At 65.8% G+C, this 13,522-nt stretch carries 13 protein-coding genes; 4 read left to right on the forward strand and 9 right to left on the reverse strand.

What is annotated here, in order from left to right:
• The first annotated feature begins 46 nt into the window (after positions 1–46).
• Positions 47–310, forward strand: coding sequence for a DUF1488 family protein (locus AC1Q7Q_RS02620; RefSeq protein WP_006159541.1), 264 nt, complete (start codon positions 47–49; stop codon positions 308–310).
• 172 nt (positions 311–482) lie between these two features.
• Here AC1Q7Q_RS02620 and AC1Q7Q_RS02625 read toward each other — a convergent pair whose 3' ends face one another.
• The 5 genes from AC1Q7Q_RS02625 to AC1Q7Q_RS02645 all read right to left on the reverse strand — a co-directional run bounded on the left by AC1Q7Q_RS02625 (position 483) and on the right by AC1Q7Q_RS02645 (position 5,617).
• Positions 483–2,297 carry a SulP family inorganic anion transporter gene (locus AC1Q7Q_RS02625; protein ID WP_492376221.1) on the reverse strand — a complete coding sequence of 605 codons (1,815 nt, stop codon included), beginning with the start codon at positions 2,295–2,297 and terminating at the stop codon, positions 483–485.
• Entirely contained in the window at positions 2,294–2,743 is a 450-nt protein-coding gene (hpaR, locus tag AC1Q7Q_RS02630) for a homoprotocatechuate degradation operon regulator HpaR (RefSeq protein WP_492376222.1), read from the reverse strand. The genes AC1Q7Q_RS02625 and hpaR overlap by 4 nt, the downstream gene beginning before the upstream one ends.
• Positions 2,744–2,840: 97 nt before the next feature.
• Positions 2,841–3,638, reverse strand: a complete 798-nt coding sequence (xth, locus tag AC1Q7Q_RS02635; RefSeq protein ID WP_492376223.1) for an exodeoxyribonuclease III — start codon at positions 3,636–3,638, stop codon at positions 2,841–2,843.
• 125 nt (positions 3,639–3,763) lie between these two features.
• Entirely contained in the window at positions 3,764–4,159 is a 396-nt protein-coding gene (locus AC1Q7Q_RS02640) for a hypothetical protein (RefSeq protein ID WP_492376224.1), read from the reverse strand.
• A gap of 45 nt (positions 4,160–4,204) precedes the next feature.
• Entirely contained in the window at positions 4,205–5,617 is a 1,413-nt protein-coding gene (locus AC1Q7Q_RS02645) for an MFS transporter (protein WP_492376225.1), read from the reverse strand.
• Between the two features lie 137 nt (positions 5,618–5,754).
• On the opposite strand from AC1Q7Q_RS02645, the gene AC1Q7Q_RS02650 reads away from it, so the two are divergent.
• Positions 5,755–6,645, forward strand: a complete 891-nt coding sequence (locus AC1Q7Q_RS02650) for a LysR family transcriptional regulator (protein ID WP_492376226.1) — start codon at positions 5,755–5,757, stop codon at positions 6,643–6,645.
• Here AC1Q7Q_RS02650 and hutC read toward each other — a convergent pair.
• Positions 6,642–7,355, reverse strand: a complete 714-nt coding sequence (hutC, locus tag AC1Q7Q_RS02655; RefSeq protein ID WP_174422728.1) for a histidine utilization transcriptional repressor HutC — start codon at positions 7,353–7,355, stop codon at positions 6,642–6,644. The two genes, AC1Q7Q_RS02650 and hutC, sit on opposite strands and share 4 nt — an antisense overlap.
• A gap of 277 nt (positions 7,356–7,632) precedes the next feature.
• Between hutC and AC1Q7Q_RS02660 the strand changes: the two genes are divergently transcribed.
• Positions 7,633–8,862 carry an MFS transporter gene (locus tag AC1Q7Q_RS02660; protein ID WP_492376227.1) on the forward strand — a complete coding sequence of 410 codons (1,230 nt, stop codon included), beginning with the start codon at positions 7,633–7,635 and terminating at the stop codon, positions 8,860–8,862.
• Positions 8,863–8,895: 33 nt separating this feature from the next.
• Here AC1Q7Q_RS02660 and AC1Q7Q_RS02665 read toward each other — a convergent pair whose 3' ends face one another.
• A complete protein-coding gene (locus AC1Q7Q_RS02665) occupies positions 8,896–11,010 on the reverse strand; it encodes a M3 family metallopeptidase (RefSeq protein ID WP_492376228.1) in 2,115 nt (704 codons plus the stop codon).
• Positions 11,011–11,139: 129 nt separating this feature from the next.
• On the reverse strand, positions 11,140–11,991 hold the full coding sequence (gene folD / locus AC1Q7Q_RS02670) for a bifunctional methylenetetrahydrofolate dehydrogenase/methenyltetrahydrofolate cyclohydrolase FolD (protein WP_043345220.1): 852 nt from the start codon (positions 11,989–11,991) through the stop codon (positions 11,140–11,142).
• A 98-nt stretch (positions 11,992–12,089) separates the two neighbouring features.
• On the opposite strand from folD, the gene AC1Q7Q_RS02675 reads away from it, so the two are divergent.
• Entirely contained in the window at positions 12,090–12,782 is a 693-nt protein-coding gene (locus AC1Q7Q_RS02675) for a hypothetical protein (protein WP_492376229.1), read from the forward strand.
• Positions 12,783–12,847: 65 nt separating this feature from the next.
• Here the strand turns inward: AC1Q7Q_RS02675 and AC1Q7Q_RS02680 are convergent, their stop codons facing one another.
• The gene (locus AC1Q7Q_RS02680; protein ID WP_006155997.1) at positions 12,848–13,480 is read right to left on the reverse strand and encodes a response regulator transcription factor; all 633 of its coding nucleotides are present in this window, start codon (positions 13,478–13,480) and stop codon (positions 12,848–12,850) included.
• Between the last annotated feature and the right edge of the window lie 42 nt (positions 13,481–13,522).

Raw genomic sequence — 13,522 nt, forward strand, 5'->3', positions numbered from 1 at the left:
GACCCATGTTAGGATGATTCTTCACTTGCAATGGAGGGCTGTACCGATGGATATCAAGTTCCAAGAGCAAGAGCGTTACGATATCAACAATGAAGGCTTGCTATTTCACGCCGTTGTCGACGGCCAACCAGTCACTTGCGTGGTGACCCGTGAAGCGCTGTGGGAAGGCTTCAGTGCCGACCAGGTGCTATCGCTGGAAGAGGCATTCCGCGCCGGACGTGAAACCATCGAGCGTGCTGCGGTGGTGCTGATCGAGCAGGGCGCCGCCCAGCCAGTGGTAGTCAAGCGCGCCCATGTGGCGCCGCTCTGAAGCGGATCCCAGTCCGGGCCGGTCATCGGTCCGATCCCGGGCTACCGCTTCAAGTCGTTGCGGCTTCTCGCCGCCTGACGCCGGTTTCCCGCCGGCGTTTCTCTTTTTCATTCCCCTTGCTCATCACTGATCTTCCCGATCGCGCCGATCGTGCCGATCACGTTGATCGCGCTCAAGCCGGTTTTGCCGGGTAGCCTCGCCCGCCAGGGCGGCTAGCGCATTCTTCGAAGATGCGTGCCTGGCATTGCGCACAGCCTGCGGGATCGAGGCGCGCAATGATGGTGTGCAGCGCCTGCCGCTTGGTGGAAAAGATGTGCCCTTCGCCCAGCTTCAGCGCGAAGCCGGTCTGGTCCCACGTCTGCAGCACCTGCGTGCGCGGACGATGGAAATACAGGTCGCCGCCGGTGGCGCGCCGCTCGCTCAGCTCGCTTTCCCACATCTCGGCGCCGGCCAGGTCGATGAAGTTCATGCTCTTGGTCATGGCCAGCAGATGGATCTGGCCGGGATGGGCGTTGCGTGCTTCGTGCAGGCGGTCCGTCACGTACTGGACCGCGCCGAAGTAGATCGCGCCTTCCATGCGCAGCAGCTTGAGCTGGGGGCATTCCGGTTGCGGGCGATGCAGTTCGTCGAGCGGCGTAAAGCGCCGGTCGGGGTCGTCGGCGTCTGGCACCAGGCTGCGCACCGCCGGCCGCGAGGTGCGATAGAGATAGGCCACCAGTGACAGGATGGTGCCGAGCAAGACCGCCATCTCCAGGCGGATGGCCAGCGTGGCGACAAAGGTGCTGATGGCGATGGCGAATTCCGTGCGGCTCAGGCTGGCGATGCGGCGCAGCCGGCCGAAATCGAACAGGCCCCAGGCCACCAGCAGCAACATCGCGGCGATGGAGGCCAGCGGGATCTGCGCCAGCAGCGAGGCGCTGGCCGTGACCAGCACCACCAGCAGCAAGGCCGAGAAAATGCTGGCCAGCGGCGTCTGCGCGCCGGCCTCGTAGTTAGGCATGGAGCGGTTCAGCGAGCCGCAGGAGATATAGGCGGAGAACAAGCCACCTGCGATGTTCGACAGGCCCTGCCCAATGAACTCGCGGTTGGCATCGATATGCTGGCCCGAGCGCAGCGCCACCGCCTTGGCGATCGAGATCGACTGGCCGAGTGCCACGATGGTCAGCGCGGCGGCGATGCCAAGCAGGTCGGGGATCGCCTGCCAGGAAATATTCGGCAGGTGGAAGGGCGGGATGGCCGACGGGATCGGCCCGACCACATTGACGTGGTGCGCGCCTGCGCTCCAGCCCGGCGCGTTGAGCAGCAGGGCGACGCCGTAGCCCGCCAGCAGGCCGATCAGCATGAAGGGCAGGCGGCGCGAGACGCGCTTCACCGCGATGGTCACCGCCAGCGTGATGGCCGCTACCGTGAACGCGCTCCAGTTGATGCCGTCGGCATTGTCCAGCAAAAAGCGCACCACACCGAAGGCGCTCGTACCCGTCGGCACGGCCAGCCCGAACAAGTCCTTGAGCGCATAGAGGCCGATCAGCATTGCCGCGCCGCAGGTGAAGCCAAGCAGCACCGAGGGCGAGATGAAGTTGGCCAGCGTGCCAAGGCGCAAGGTGCCCACGGCAAGCTGCAGCAAGCCAACCATGATGGTGACGGCGAGCGCCAGATTGATGTACTCGGGACTGCCGGCAAATGCCACCGGGCTCAGCATGGCGAACAGCGCCAGCGAATTGGCGTTGGTCGGGCCGGACATCACATGCCAGCTGGAGCCGAACAAGGCCGCCACGATGCAGGGAATCACGGCCGCGTAGATGCCGTATTGCGGCGGCAGGCCGGCTAGCGTGGCAAAGGCCACGCCCTGCGGCAGCACCAGCACCGCGCCAAGCAGGCCCGCGACCAGGTCCGCACGCAAGGAGGCGCGGCTCACGCGGTGACGCCATGCCGGCAACAGGCGCCCGAGCATCCGGCCGGTTGTGCCCTGCGCAACCGGAGCGGTCATGCTTGCGGGTCTCGTTCGCTGAGGCTCACCAGCAATTCGTCGATCGCGCCATAGACCTTGCCCAGCCGCTCCGCGCCGATCATCTGCTCGAGCTCCTCATAGCGGCGGTCGATCAGCGGCTCCATCTCGGCGATCAGGGCACGGCATTTGTCGGTCAGCGAGATCAGCTGGCGGCGCTGGTCCGTGGTGGAGCGCGAGCGCAGGATCAGGCCCGCTTCCTCCATGCTCGACAGCATGCGGGTAAGGCTCGGGCTCAGGATCAGGCAGGCATCGGCGAGCTGGTTAGGCTCCATCTCGCCTTGCTCGTTGAGGGTGCGCACCACGCGCCATTGCTGCTCGGTCATGCCGTGCTGGCGCAGGATGGGCCGGAAGCCCGCCATCAGCGTTTCGCGGGCTTGCAGCAGCAGGTGGGGGAGGTTGCGGTGGCGGAAGGTAGCCGGTTTCATGCCCGCAAGTGTAGCCGTGCAGACGCCCGGACGCGAGCCGGTGGCTACCCGGATATGCCGACCGCCGGCTTGGTGGCCGGCGCCCTGGCGCAACGCCTCAGCCCAGGTCGAGCGTGGCCACCACCGGCGTGTGGTCCGAGGGCTGCTCCCAGGTGCGCGGCACGCGATCGATCACGCAGGCGCCGCACGCCTCGCGCAGGGCCGGCGACAGCAGGATGTGGTCGATGCGCAGGCCGGCGTTGCGGCGAAACGCAAACATGCGGTAGTCCCACCAGGAGAAGCTCTTCTCCGGCTGCTCGAACATGCGGAATGCGTCGGTCAGCCCAAGTGCCTCCAGCGCCCGGAACGCATCGCGCTCCGGCGGCGACACCAGGTTCTGCCCCTCCCACTTCTTGGGATCGTGCACATCCCGGTCTTCGGGTGCGATATTGAAGTCGCCCAGCAGCGCGAGCTTCGGGTACTTCACCATTTCCTCCTGCAGCCACGCGGTGATCGCCTGCAGCCAGCCCAGCTTGTAGGTGAACTTGTCGGAGTCCGGCGCCTGCCCGTTGGGGAAGTACGCGCATACCAGGCGCACGTCGCCATAGGTCGCCGCCACCACGCGCTGCTGGGGGTCGTCGAAGCCAGGGATATTTCGCACCACGTCGGTGGGCGTCGCCATGGTGGCATTGCGCGCCAGGATCGCCACGCCGTTGTATGTCTTCTGGCCGGTGAACACGCTGTGGAAGCCCGCGCTTTCCAGTTCGGCCAGCGGGTACTTGTCGTCCGGCATCTTCAGCTCCTGCAGGCACAGGGCATCGATCGGCGTATCGGCCTTTTCCTGCTCGCTCAACCAGTCCAGTACCTGCGGTAGCCGGACCTTCAGCGAGTTGACGTTCCAGGTTGCGATTCTCATGTTCAAATGGCTTGTTGATTGACGGTTGCCTGGGCGACATTGGAATTCGTCCCGGTGTCACCCTGGTTTGCCTGCACATTATGAACGACCGCTGCGGCCACAGGCACGTCGGGAGGCAGGTGTCCTCAGGCCCAGGTCTCATGCAAGTGTCGCCAAGTGACAAGCGCATCGTTCCCAGTCACGAACAGCGCCGAGGCACGCCGCTCGGAAGCGCCCGCGTTCCAGGCCTGCGTCTCCCGGTAGCTAACCGTGGCCGAGCGCGCGTCCTCATGCACGAGCGTCAACTCATCGATCCTGATTTGCAGCCCGGGCCGGGCGCCGCGCAGTCGTGCGAACAGCGCGGGAAAGCCGCCTGCCTCCATGCGCGCACCGGTCGGCGAGATCATGCTGAAGTCCGGACCAAACCGTTGCAGCAGCGTTTCCAGTACGGCTTCGGGGCAAGCGGGGTTCGACAGCCATTGCTCGATCAGCACATGGGTGTCGGCGATTTCGCGCAGGCAAAGCGCGGCGATGTCAGGCATGGATGGTGTTTCCTTCAGGAGTAGGCAGGGCGGGTTGCCCCGGGGTTAGGGAAGCGTTGTCGATGCTGCCGGCTGGCAATGATGCCGGTCGTCCAGACGCCAGACGACAAGCAGCGGCACGAGGGAGCATAAGCCGGCGACGAGAAAACACCCATGGAACACCTGCGTCAGGACCGTGGAGTCGCTCGCCAGGGCAAGGTCGGCCATGCCTTGCCGGGCCAGCCACTGGCCCAGTAAAAGACTGGCCATGGCGACGCCAGCGCAAAACGACAACTGACGATTCAGATTCCATATTGCGCTGACGGGGCCCATTCCCGCTGGGGACACATTCAGCAGCGCCAGGGTTTGCGCAACGCTCGAGCAGATGCCGCCGCCGGCTCCCATCAGCAAGAAGGCGGCCACCATGCCCGGCCATTCGCCAGGTTCGCTCACGGTCGCCAGCATGGCGATGCCGGTCGCGTGTACCGTCATGGCCGGCAGCAGCAGGGCGCGGGGCCCTAGCCGGTTGAAGAGGCGCCCGGCCAGCGTCATGCCCGCAGCGGCGGCCAGGGCGTAGGGAATCATCAGCGCCCCCGCGCTGACGGCCTTCAGGCCTAGCACGCTGCGCAGGAAGAACATATTGAGCAGGCTGACGCCGGTAAACACGCCGGGCACGAACAGGTAGACGACCATGGCTGCCCGGAGCAGCGGATCCCGCAGAACACGGAAATCCAGGACTGGATGCTCCCGCCGGCGTACATGCCGCAAAAGCAGCAAGCCCGCGGCGACGCCGCCTGTGACAAGGGCGGTGCCCACGCGGGTCTGCCCGGTGTGCTCGAACCGGGACAAGCCGATCAGCAGCAGCGCAAGCGCCAGGCTGACCAGCCCGATGCCGGCAACGTCCGGCCTGTGTCCCTGGGTGGTTTCGCCGGAGCGCAGCCAAAGCACGGCAAGCACGAGCGCAACCAAGGCCAGCGGGATGTTGAGCCAGAATACCCAGCGCCATCCCAGGCTGTCCACGACGTAGCCGCCCATCAGTGGCGACAGCGCCGGCGCGAGCAGCGCGCAGGCCATCACGATCACTGACAGTTGCGCGCGCTCGTCCTGCGAGTAGAGGCGATAGGTCATGGCTTGCCCGACGGGAATCAAAAGCCCACCCCCCAGGCCTTGCAGCAGGCGCCAGGCGATCAGCGCCTCAATGCTGCCGGCGAATCCGGCGCCGGCAGCGGCTGCGGAAAAAATCCCCAGCGATGCCACGAAGATCGCTTTGTCTCCGTAGCGGCCGGCCAGCCAGGTGCTTGCCGGAATGACCAGCGTCAGCCCCAGCGTGTAGGCATTGGCCACCCATGCAACGGTCCCCACGGACGCCTGCAGTGACTGGCCGATATCGGGGAACGCGACCGATGCCATGAACATATTGACCAGGTCGATAAATAAGCCGAGGAGGTAGACCGACGCAACGCGTGATTTGTAGGGCATGGAAAGTCGAGCAATGGCGGCAAGCGCCATGCAGGTGCAGGCTGGAAGACGGCATTCTAGAAACCATGGAGGAATAAGAAAACAGCCTAGTGGCCGATATACTGTTCTCTGATTTTTGACAATGGAGCGCTGAGAACGTGATCAATCTGAACCGTCTGGCCATGTTCGTGGCCGTGGTGGAGTGTGGCTCGTTCACGGCGGCAGCCGGCACCCTGGGCACCACCAAGGCCGTGGTCAGCTTCAACGTGAAGCAGCTGGAGCAAGATCTATCGGTGGCATTGCTCACGCGCAGCACGCGGCGCCTGGCACTGACGGAGGCGGGCGAGCGGTTCTATCGCGACTGCTCGGTCTTGCTGCGGCAGGCTGAATCGGCCGTGGAGCAGGTCCGGTCTGGTCATGCGTCCTTCTCGGGCAGCTTGCGCGTCACGGCATCGGTGGATTACGGCAACCTCGTCGTCGCTCCCGCGCTGGCCGGGTTTGCCCGCCTGCATCCCGATCTGCGGGTGAGCTACCAGGCCCGCTCGACCCACGCTGACCTGATCGCAGAGCGGCTGGACGTAGCCATCCGGGTGGGGCCGCTGGAGGACTCGCGGCACCGCGCTAAGCCGATCGGGCATTTCAACCTGGTGATCGTGGCAAGCCCGGCGCTGCTGAGTGCAACCGGCGCGCCCGATTCGCTGCAGGCGATGGCGGCGCTGCCGTGGCTTGCCAATCGCGCGGGGCAGGGCGGGCAATGGACCCTGGCTGACCCACACGGCAAGCCGCACACGATCCGGGTCCGCAACGTGGCCCACGCGGATACGGCCTCGGCCTTGCTAGCGTTTGTGCTGGCCGGCTGTGGCGTCGCAGCGCTGCCCGAGTGGCTGCTTGACGACCATCTCAAGGGCGGACGGCTTCAGGTCCTGATGCCGGACCATGTCTTGCCAAGGGCCGAGGTCTTTGCGGTCTATCCGGATACGCGGCACGTCAGCGCCAAGGTCCGCGGGTTTGTCGACCATCTGCGCGCATTGCGGCCCGGCCGTGCCTAGGGCTTGAACGATCCTTCGATGGTATAGCGCGACCCCGGATGCACCAGCCGTGCCAGCGTGATCGGCGAGCCCTGGCTTTCGGTGCGGCGGATCACGATCAGGCAGGGCTCGCTCGGCTTGACGCCCAGCAGCTCGGCCTCCTGCTCGGTGGGCAACTGCGCCTCGATGGAGTATTGCGCTTCCCATAGCGGTGCCACAGTCAGCAGGTAATTGGTAGGCGTGGTCTTGGTGAAGTCCACGTCGAGATAGTCAGGCGCGCGGGCGGGGTTGACGTAGCGGTCCTCGCACAGCAGCGGCACGCCGTTCTCGCTATGCACGATCAAGGTGTGGAAGACCTCGCTGCCGACGGGCAAGCCGATGCGCGGCGCCAATGCCTCGGTGACGACTTCGGCGCGCGCCATGTGCACGTCGGAGCGGTGGCGGTGGCCCCGCTCCGTGATCTCATCGTGCAGGTCGCGGATGGTCAGCGTGGACGACGCACGATAGGGCTGGGTGGCGAACGTGCCGACGCCCTGCACACGCTCCACCAGGCCTTCGGCCTGCAGTTCCCGCACCGCCCGGTTGGCGGTCATGCGGCTGACGCGGAACTGGGTGACCAGCTCGGATTCCGACGGCATCAGCGTGCCAGGCGGCCAGCGTCCGGCGCTGAGTCCGTCCTTCAGGTAGTTCTTGATGTGTGCGTAGGCGGCGGCGGGTGGCAGGTAGGTCATGGCACGCAGTTTACTTGACCGCGCTTGTCTAGCCAATTTCCATTGGCAGCGATTTTTCGTTTCAAGGTCGGCATCCGCCAGAAAAAAGGGGGCGGGTTTTGGCTTCGGGTGTGGCTCCGATCAGGGTAATCCCGGCTCGCTGATTTGTTGTCTTATCTTGTATATACAAGAATATGTGCCGCAATCGATGATTCCAGGATGCTGGTATCGCGGGCGGGCAGGCGAGAGGGCGACCGGAGACAACATGGCAAAGGTGAGCGCAAGGGGGAATGCGGGGATGAACATATTCCCGGGCTGGTATGTGGTTGGCGCGACGCACGTGCTGCTGGCGCTGATATTTGGCGCCGCGTACTCGTTTGGCGCATTTTTCGCGAGCATCCAGGAAGGCTTCGGGGTGGGCAGTTCGTCGGCGGCTTCCGTGTTCTCATTCACCGCGCTGATTTACTACGTGGTGGGCGTATTCTCCGGGTCCCTGGCCGACCGGATCTCCACCCGCCGGGTCATTGCGATGGGCATTGTCTCGCTGGCGCTGGGATTTGCCATCGCCAGCGTCGTCACGGATTCGCTGGCGGGGTTCCTGGTGGCCTTCTGCTCGCTGGTGGGCCTGGGTGTAGGCCTGGTCTACGTGCCGGCGGTGACGGCGGTGCAGCGCTGGTTCGTCAGGCATCGCAGCCGGGCGTCGGGCCTTGCGCTGGCGGGCACCGGGCTTGGCACGTTCATCGGACCGGTGGTGGCGGGCCTGCTGATGGAGCATATGAGCTGGCAGGCGACAATGCGTTGCTTCGCGCTGGCCATCGCCGTGGTCGGGTTGGCAATGGCAATGCTGCTAAAGGGGCGCCCGGAAGAGGCCGGCCTGTATCCCGATGGCGCGCCTGCGGCGCCTGGCGTTGCCCATTCTCCCCCGCCATCCGGGCTCAGCTTGGCGCAGGCCGTGCGCGGCGGGCGATTCTGGTGGTACTTCGGCGCCATCCTGCTGGGCTCGGTTGGCCTGTTCGCCGCGCTGGTCCATATCCATCCGTACGCGCGGCAGCATGGCTTGTCTTCCACGGCCGGGAATCTGCTGATCGGGCTGGTGGGCGCCGGCAATATCCTGGGGCGCCTGTTGCTGGGCGGGCTCGGCGACAGGCTGGGTCCCGGGCGGCTGCTCATGTGCCTGACGCTGATGCTCGCGCTGCTCAACGGCGTGTGGCTTGGGGCCACAAGCTTCCCGGCGCTGGCGCTGTTTGCTGTCCTGTTCGGTGCGGCCAACGGCGGTTGCATCTCCTTGTACCCGGCGCTCGCTGCGACCTGGTTCGGCACGGCAAACCTCGGGGCGATCCTTGGGGGGTTGTACATCGCGGTGGGCATTGCCGCGATGGCGGGCGGCAGCCTCGCCGGCTGGCTCTTCGATGCCTACGGCAGTTACTCGGTGGCGATTGCGGTGAGCGGGGGCTGCGCGTTGCTGTCGACCACCTGCATTGCACGCGCGAGCCGCCATGAAAAAAGCGGCTCAGACCGAGCCGCTTAACCTCTTCTATTCTTCTATTAACGACGTGCTGCGTTAAGCCACCGCCATGCCGCCGTGCCGCAGCAGTGCGTCAATCTGCGGCGCGCGGCCGCGGAACGCGGTAAACGATTCCATGGCCGGGCGGCTGCCGCCCACCGACAGGATTTCCCTGCGGTAGCGTGCGCCGGTCTCGGCGTCGAGCACGGTGCCGGAGAGCTTCGCGGCTTCCTCGAAGGCCGCATAGACGTCGGCGGACAGCACTTCGGCCCACTTGTAGCTGTAGTAGCCCGCAGCATAGCCGCCGGCAAAGATATGGCTGAAGGTGTTCGGCCAGCGCGACAGCGGGTGCTGCGGCACCACATGGGCGCGATCGTTGATCTCCCTGGACAGCGCCAGCACGGACTTCTCGCCCGCGGGGTCGAAGCTGGTGTGCAGGTGCATGTCGAACGACGAGAACACGATCTGGCGCAGCGTCATCATGCCGTTCTGGAAGTTCTTCGCGGCCAGCATGCGCTCGAACAGCTCGCGCGGCAGCGGCTCGCCGGTGTCGACGTGCGCGGTCATGTCGGCCAGCACCTCGTACTCCCAGCAGAAGTTCTCCATGAACTGCGAGGGCAGCTCAACGGCATCCCATTCCACGCCATTGATGCCGGACACGCCCAGCTCGCCCACCTGGGTGAGCATATGGTGCAGGCCATGGCCGAACTCGTGGAACAGCGTGATCACTTCGTCGTGGGTGAAGACCGCGGGCTTGCCGCCCACCGGCGCCGTGAAGTTGCAGGTCAGGTAGGCCACCGGGGTTTGCACGCGCCCGTCGTCCAGCAGCTTGCGGCCTCGGGCATCATCCATCCACGCGCCGCCGCGCTTGCCTTCGCGGGCGTAAAGGTCGATGTAGAACTGCGCCAGCAGCTCGCCCTCGGGCGATACCACGCGAAAGAAGCGCGCGTCTTCGTGCCACGTCTGGGCCTGGTCGGCTTCGATGCGCACCGAGAACAGCTTCTCCACCACGCTGAACAAGCCCTTGAGCACCTGCGGCTCGGGGAAGTATTGCTTTACCTCCTGCTCGGAGAAGGCGTAGCGCTGCTCGCGCAGCTTTTCCGACGCGTAGGCCACGTCCCAGGGCGAAAGGTCGCTCAGGCCCAGCTCGCTTGCGGCGAATGCCTTGAGCTCGTCCCAGTCCTTCTCGGCATACGGACGCGCTTTGGCGGCCAGTTCGTCCAGGAAGCGCAGCACTTCGGCCGGGGATTCTGCCATCTTGGGCACCAGCGAGACCTCGCCGAAGGAGGCGTAGCCGAGCAACTGCGCTTCTTCGCGGCGCAGCGCGAGCTGCTCGCGCATATTGGCCGTGTTGTCCCACTCGGCCTTGCCCTGGCCGTACTGCTCAGCCAGTTCCGAGGCGCGGGTGACGCTGGCCTCGTACATGGTCTGGCGCAGCGCGCGGTCGTCCGCGTATTGCAGCACCGGGAAGTAGGAGGGGAAGTGCAGGGTGAATTTCCAGCCCGGCTTGCCGTCCTTTTCAGCGGCATGGCGCGCGGCTTCCAGCGCGTCTTCCGGGATGCCGCTCAGACGGCTTTCGTCCTCGATCAGCAGCGCGTAGGCATTGGTGGCATCGAGCACGTGGTCGGAGAAGGCCTTGGACAACTGGGCCTGCTGCTCCTGGATCGCGGCAAAGCGGGGCTTCTTGTCTTCGGGCAGTTCCGCGCCGCCCAGGCGGAAACCGCGCAACTCGTTTTCCATCAGTTGGCGCCGAGCCGCGCTCATGGTGGCGAATTCGGGGCTCGCGGCGATTGCCTTGTACTTGTCATAGAGCGCCAGGCTCTGGCCCAGCGACGACCAGAACTCGGTCATGCGCGGCAGGTTGTCGCTATGCGCCTGGCGCAAGGGTGGCGTATCCGCCACCGCGCTCAGGTGACCCACCACGCCCCAGGCGCGTCCCAGCGGCTCGGTGGCGGCTTCCAGCGCTTCCACGGCATTGGCCCACGTGGCTTCGGTGGCCGGGTCTTCGGCACGGTCGACGGCGGCTTGCGCGGTCGCCAGCAGCACGTCCAGCGCCGGGCCGATGTGCTCGGGGCGGATCTCGGAGAAACGCGGCAGGTCGGTGAAATCCAGCAGCGGATTGTCGCCGTTTGCGTGATTTGCAGCGTTGGCTTGGTTGGCGGCTTGGTCCATGACGTCTCTCTTGGCAGGGCCAGTAAGGGCAATGCCCCGCACATTGGGGCGGGGCAGCGGGATTTCCAGTGCCAGGCAGCACCCGGCGCGCAAGGCGCCGGCGCTGTCCGCGGCAGGCCGATACGACGTTCAGCCGGCCGCGCGCTCGGCGGCTTCCAGCGTATTGATCAGCAGCATCGTAATGGTCATCGGGCCAACGCCGCCCGGCACAGGGGTGATGTAGCCGGCCACTTCCTTGACGCCGTTGAAGTCGACATCGCCGCACAGCTTGCCATTGTCGTCGCGGTTCATGCCCACGTCGATCACGGCCGCGCCGGGCTTGACCATGTCAGCGGTGATGATGTTGCGCCGGCCCACGGCGGCCACGATCACGTCCGCGTCGCGCGTATGGGCGCCCAGGTCACGCGTCTTGCTGTTGCAGATGGTGACGGTGGCGCCGGCCTGCAGCAGCAGCATCGCCATCGGCTTGCCGACGATATTGGAGGCGCCGACCACCACCGCGCGGGCGCCGCGCAGCGGGAAATCGACCGATTCCAGCATCTTCATGCAGCCATAGGGCGTGCACGGGCGGAACAGCGGGGCGCCGGTCATCAGGGCGCCGGCATTGGCCACGTGGAAGCCGTCCACGTCTTTTTCCGGGGCGATCGCTTCGAGCACTTTGTGGCTGTCGATATGCTTGGGCAGCGGCAACTGCACCAGGATGCCGTGGATGTGCGGGTCGCGGTTCAGGGCGTCGATGCGGGCCAGCAGGTCGGCCTCGGACAGGTCGGCGGGGTAGCGGTCGAGCGAGGAATGGAAGCCATTGTCGTCGCAGGCCTTGACCTTGTTGCGCACATAAACCTGGCTAGCCTGGTCTTCGCCCACCAGGACCACGGCCAGGCCGGGCCGGTGGCCGCGTTCGGTCAGGCGGGCGGCGCGCTGGGCGGCTTCGGTGCGGAGTTGCTTGGCAAGGGCGTTGCCGTCGATGAGTTGGGCTGGCATGGGGATGGGCGCTGGAGAGCTGGAGGTGGTCAAAGCGGAATTATAAAGGTTGACGCAACCCGGGGCGCAGGAGAGTAGGGCGCTGGTAGCATGGCCGCATGGATGCCCCGAACCCTTTCGCCATGGCCGCCGCGGCCGAACCAGCTGTCCTCATCGTGCTCAGCCTGGCCGCCATGGCCTGGGCGCTGAGCCGCCGGCCTTGGCAACTGCTGCAGCGCGACGATTTGCAGCACGGCTGGCTGGGCGCGCTGGTGCTGCTGGCGCTGCTATGGACGGCCCGTGCGACGCTGTCGGGCGGGCTGGCGATCCAGCTGTTCGGCGCCACCCTGATGGTGACCCTGTTCGGGCTGCCGCTGGCCCTGCTGTCGCTGTTCGTGGTGGATCTGGTGTCGTTCCTGGGGCTGGGCTACCTGGCTGGCGACACCTGGGCCCGGCTGGACTGGGCGGCGCTATGGCCGCGCTATGTCTGGATGGGGTTGTTGCCCGCCTTGTTGTCGGCCGCGCTGCAGGGGGCCATGCGCCGGCTGCTGCCGCGCCATCCCTTTGTGTTCATCCTCGGCCATGGCTACTTTGCCGCTGGGCTGGCCGCCCTGGGCGCGGGGGCGGCGCGCGCGGTCTGGCGTAGCTACAGCGTGGGCGACGGGGTGCTGTCGCTGCCCGATACGCTGACCGCCGTGCTGATCCTGGCGTTTGGCGAGGCCTTTCTCACGGGCATGCTGGTGGCGGTGTTCGTGGTCTACAAGCCGCAATGGGTTGTGACCTTTCGCGACGAGGAGTACCTCGGGCGTTGAGCTGGCACCCCCCCGCAAGCTCGGCGGGGGGCTTCGGCGCCGGCTCGGCTGTTTCGGCTGTTGCTTCAGCTGTTTTTGGACAGGGCCAGGCGCAGCAGGTCGGCCACGGTGTTGACGTTGAGCTTTTCCATGATGTTGGCGCGGTGCGCCTCCACGGTCTTGATGGAAATGCCCAGGTCGTCGGCAATCTGCTTGTTCAGCCGGCCGGCCACGATGCGCTCCAGCACCTGCTGCTCGCGCGTGGTGAGCTTGCCCAGCAGGTCCTTGGCGGCGCGCTGCTCGCGGGCGGCGGAATGGTCGGTGCGGGCCTTTTGCAGCATGCGCTCCACCAGCGATCGCAGTTCGGACTCATCGAACGGCTTTTCGATGAAGTCGATTGCGCCCTTCTTCATGGTGGAGACTGCCATCGGCACGTCGCCGTGGCCGGTGATGAAGACGATCGGGATATTGATGTTCTCCGCGATCATGCGTTCCTGCAGCTCGGGCCCGCTCATGCCCGGCATCCGCACGTCCAGGATCAGGCAGGAGACCTGGCCCGAGTCGTAGGCGGAAAGGAACTGTTCGGCGCTGGTAAAGCTGCGAACCTGGTAGCCATTGCCCTCCAGCAGCCAGGTCAGCGAGTCGCGCATGGCTTCATCGTCGTCGACGATGAAGACGGTCTCGCCGCGGTGGGAGGTGGGGTTTGGCGTTACGGTCATGAAGTCTCCTGGGACATCAAAGTCATTTGCCGCCAAGTGTAA

The sequence above is a fragment of the Cupriavidus sp. GW823-FHT07A04 genome (genome assembly GCF_058794615.1).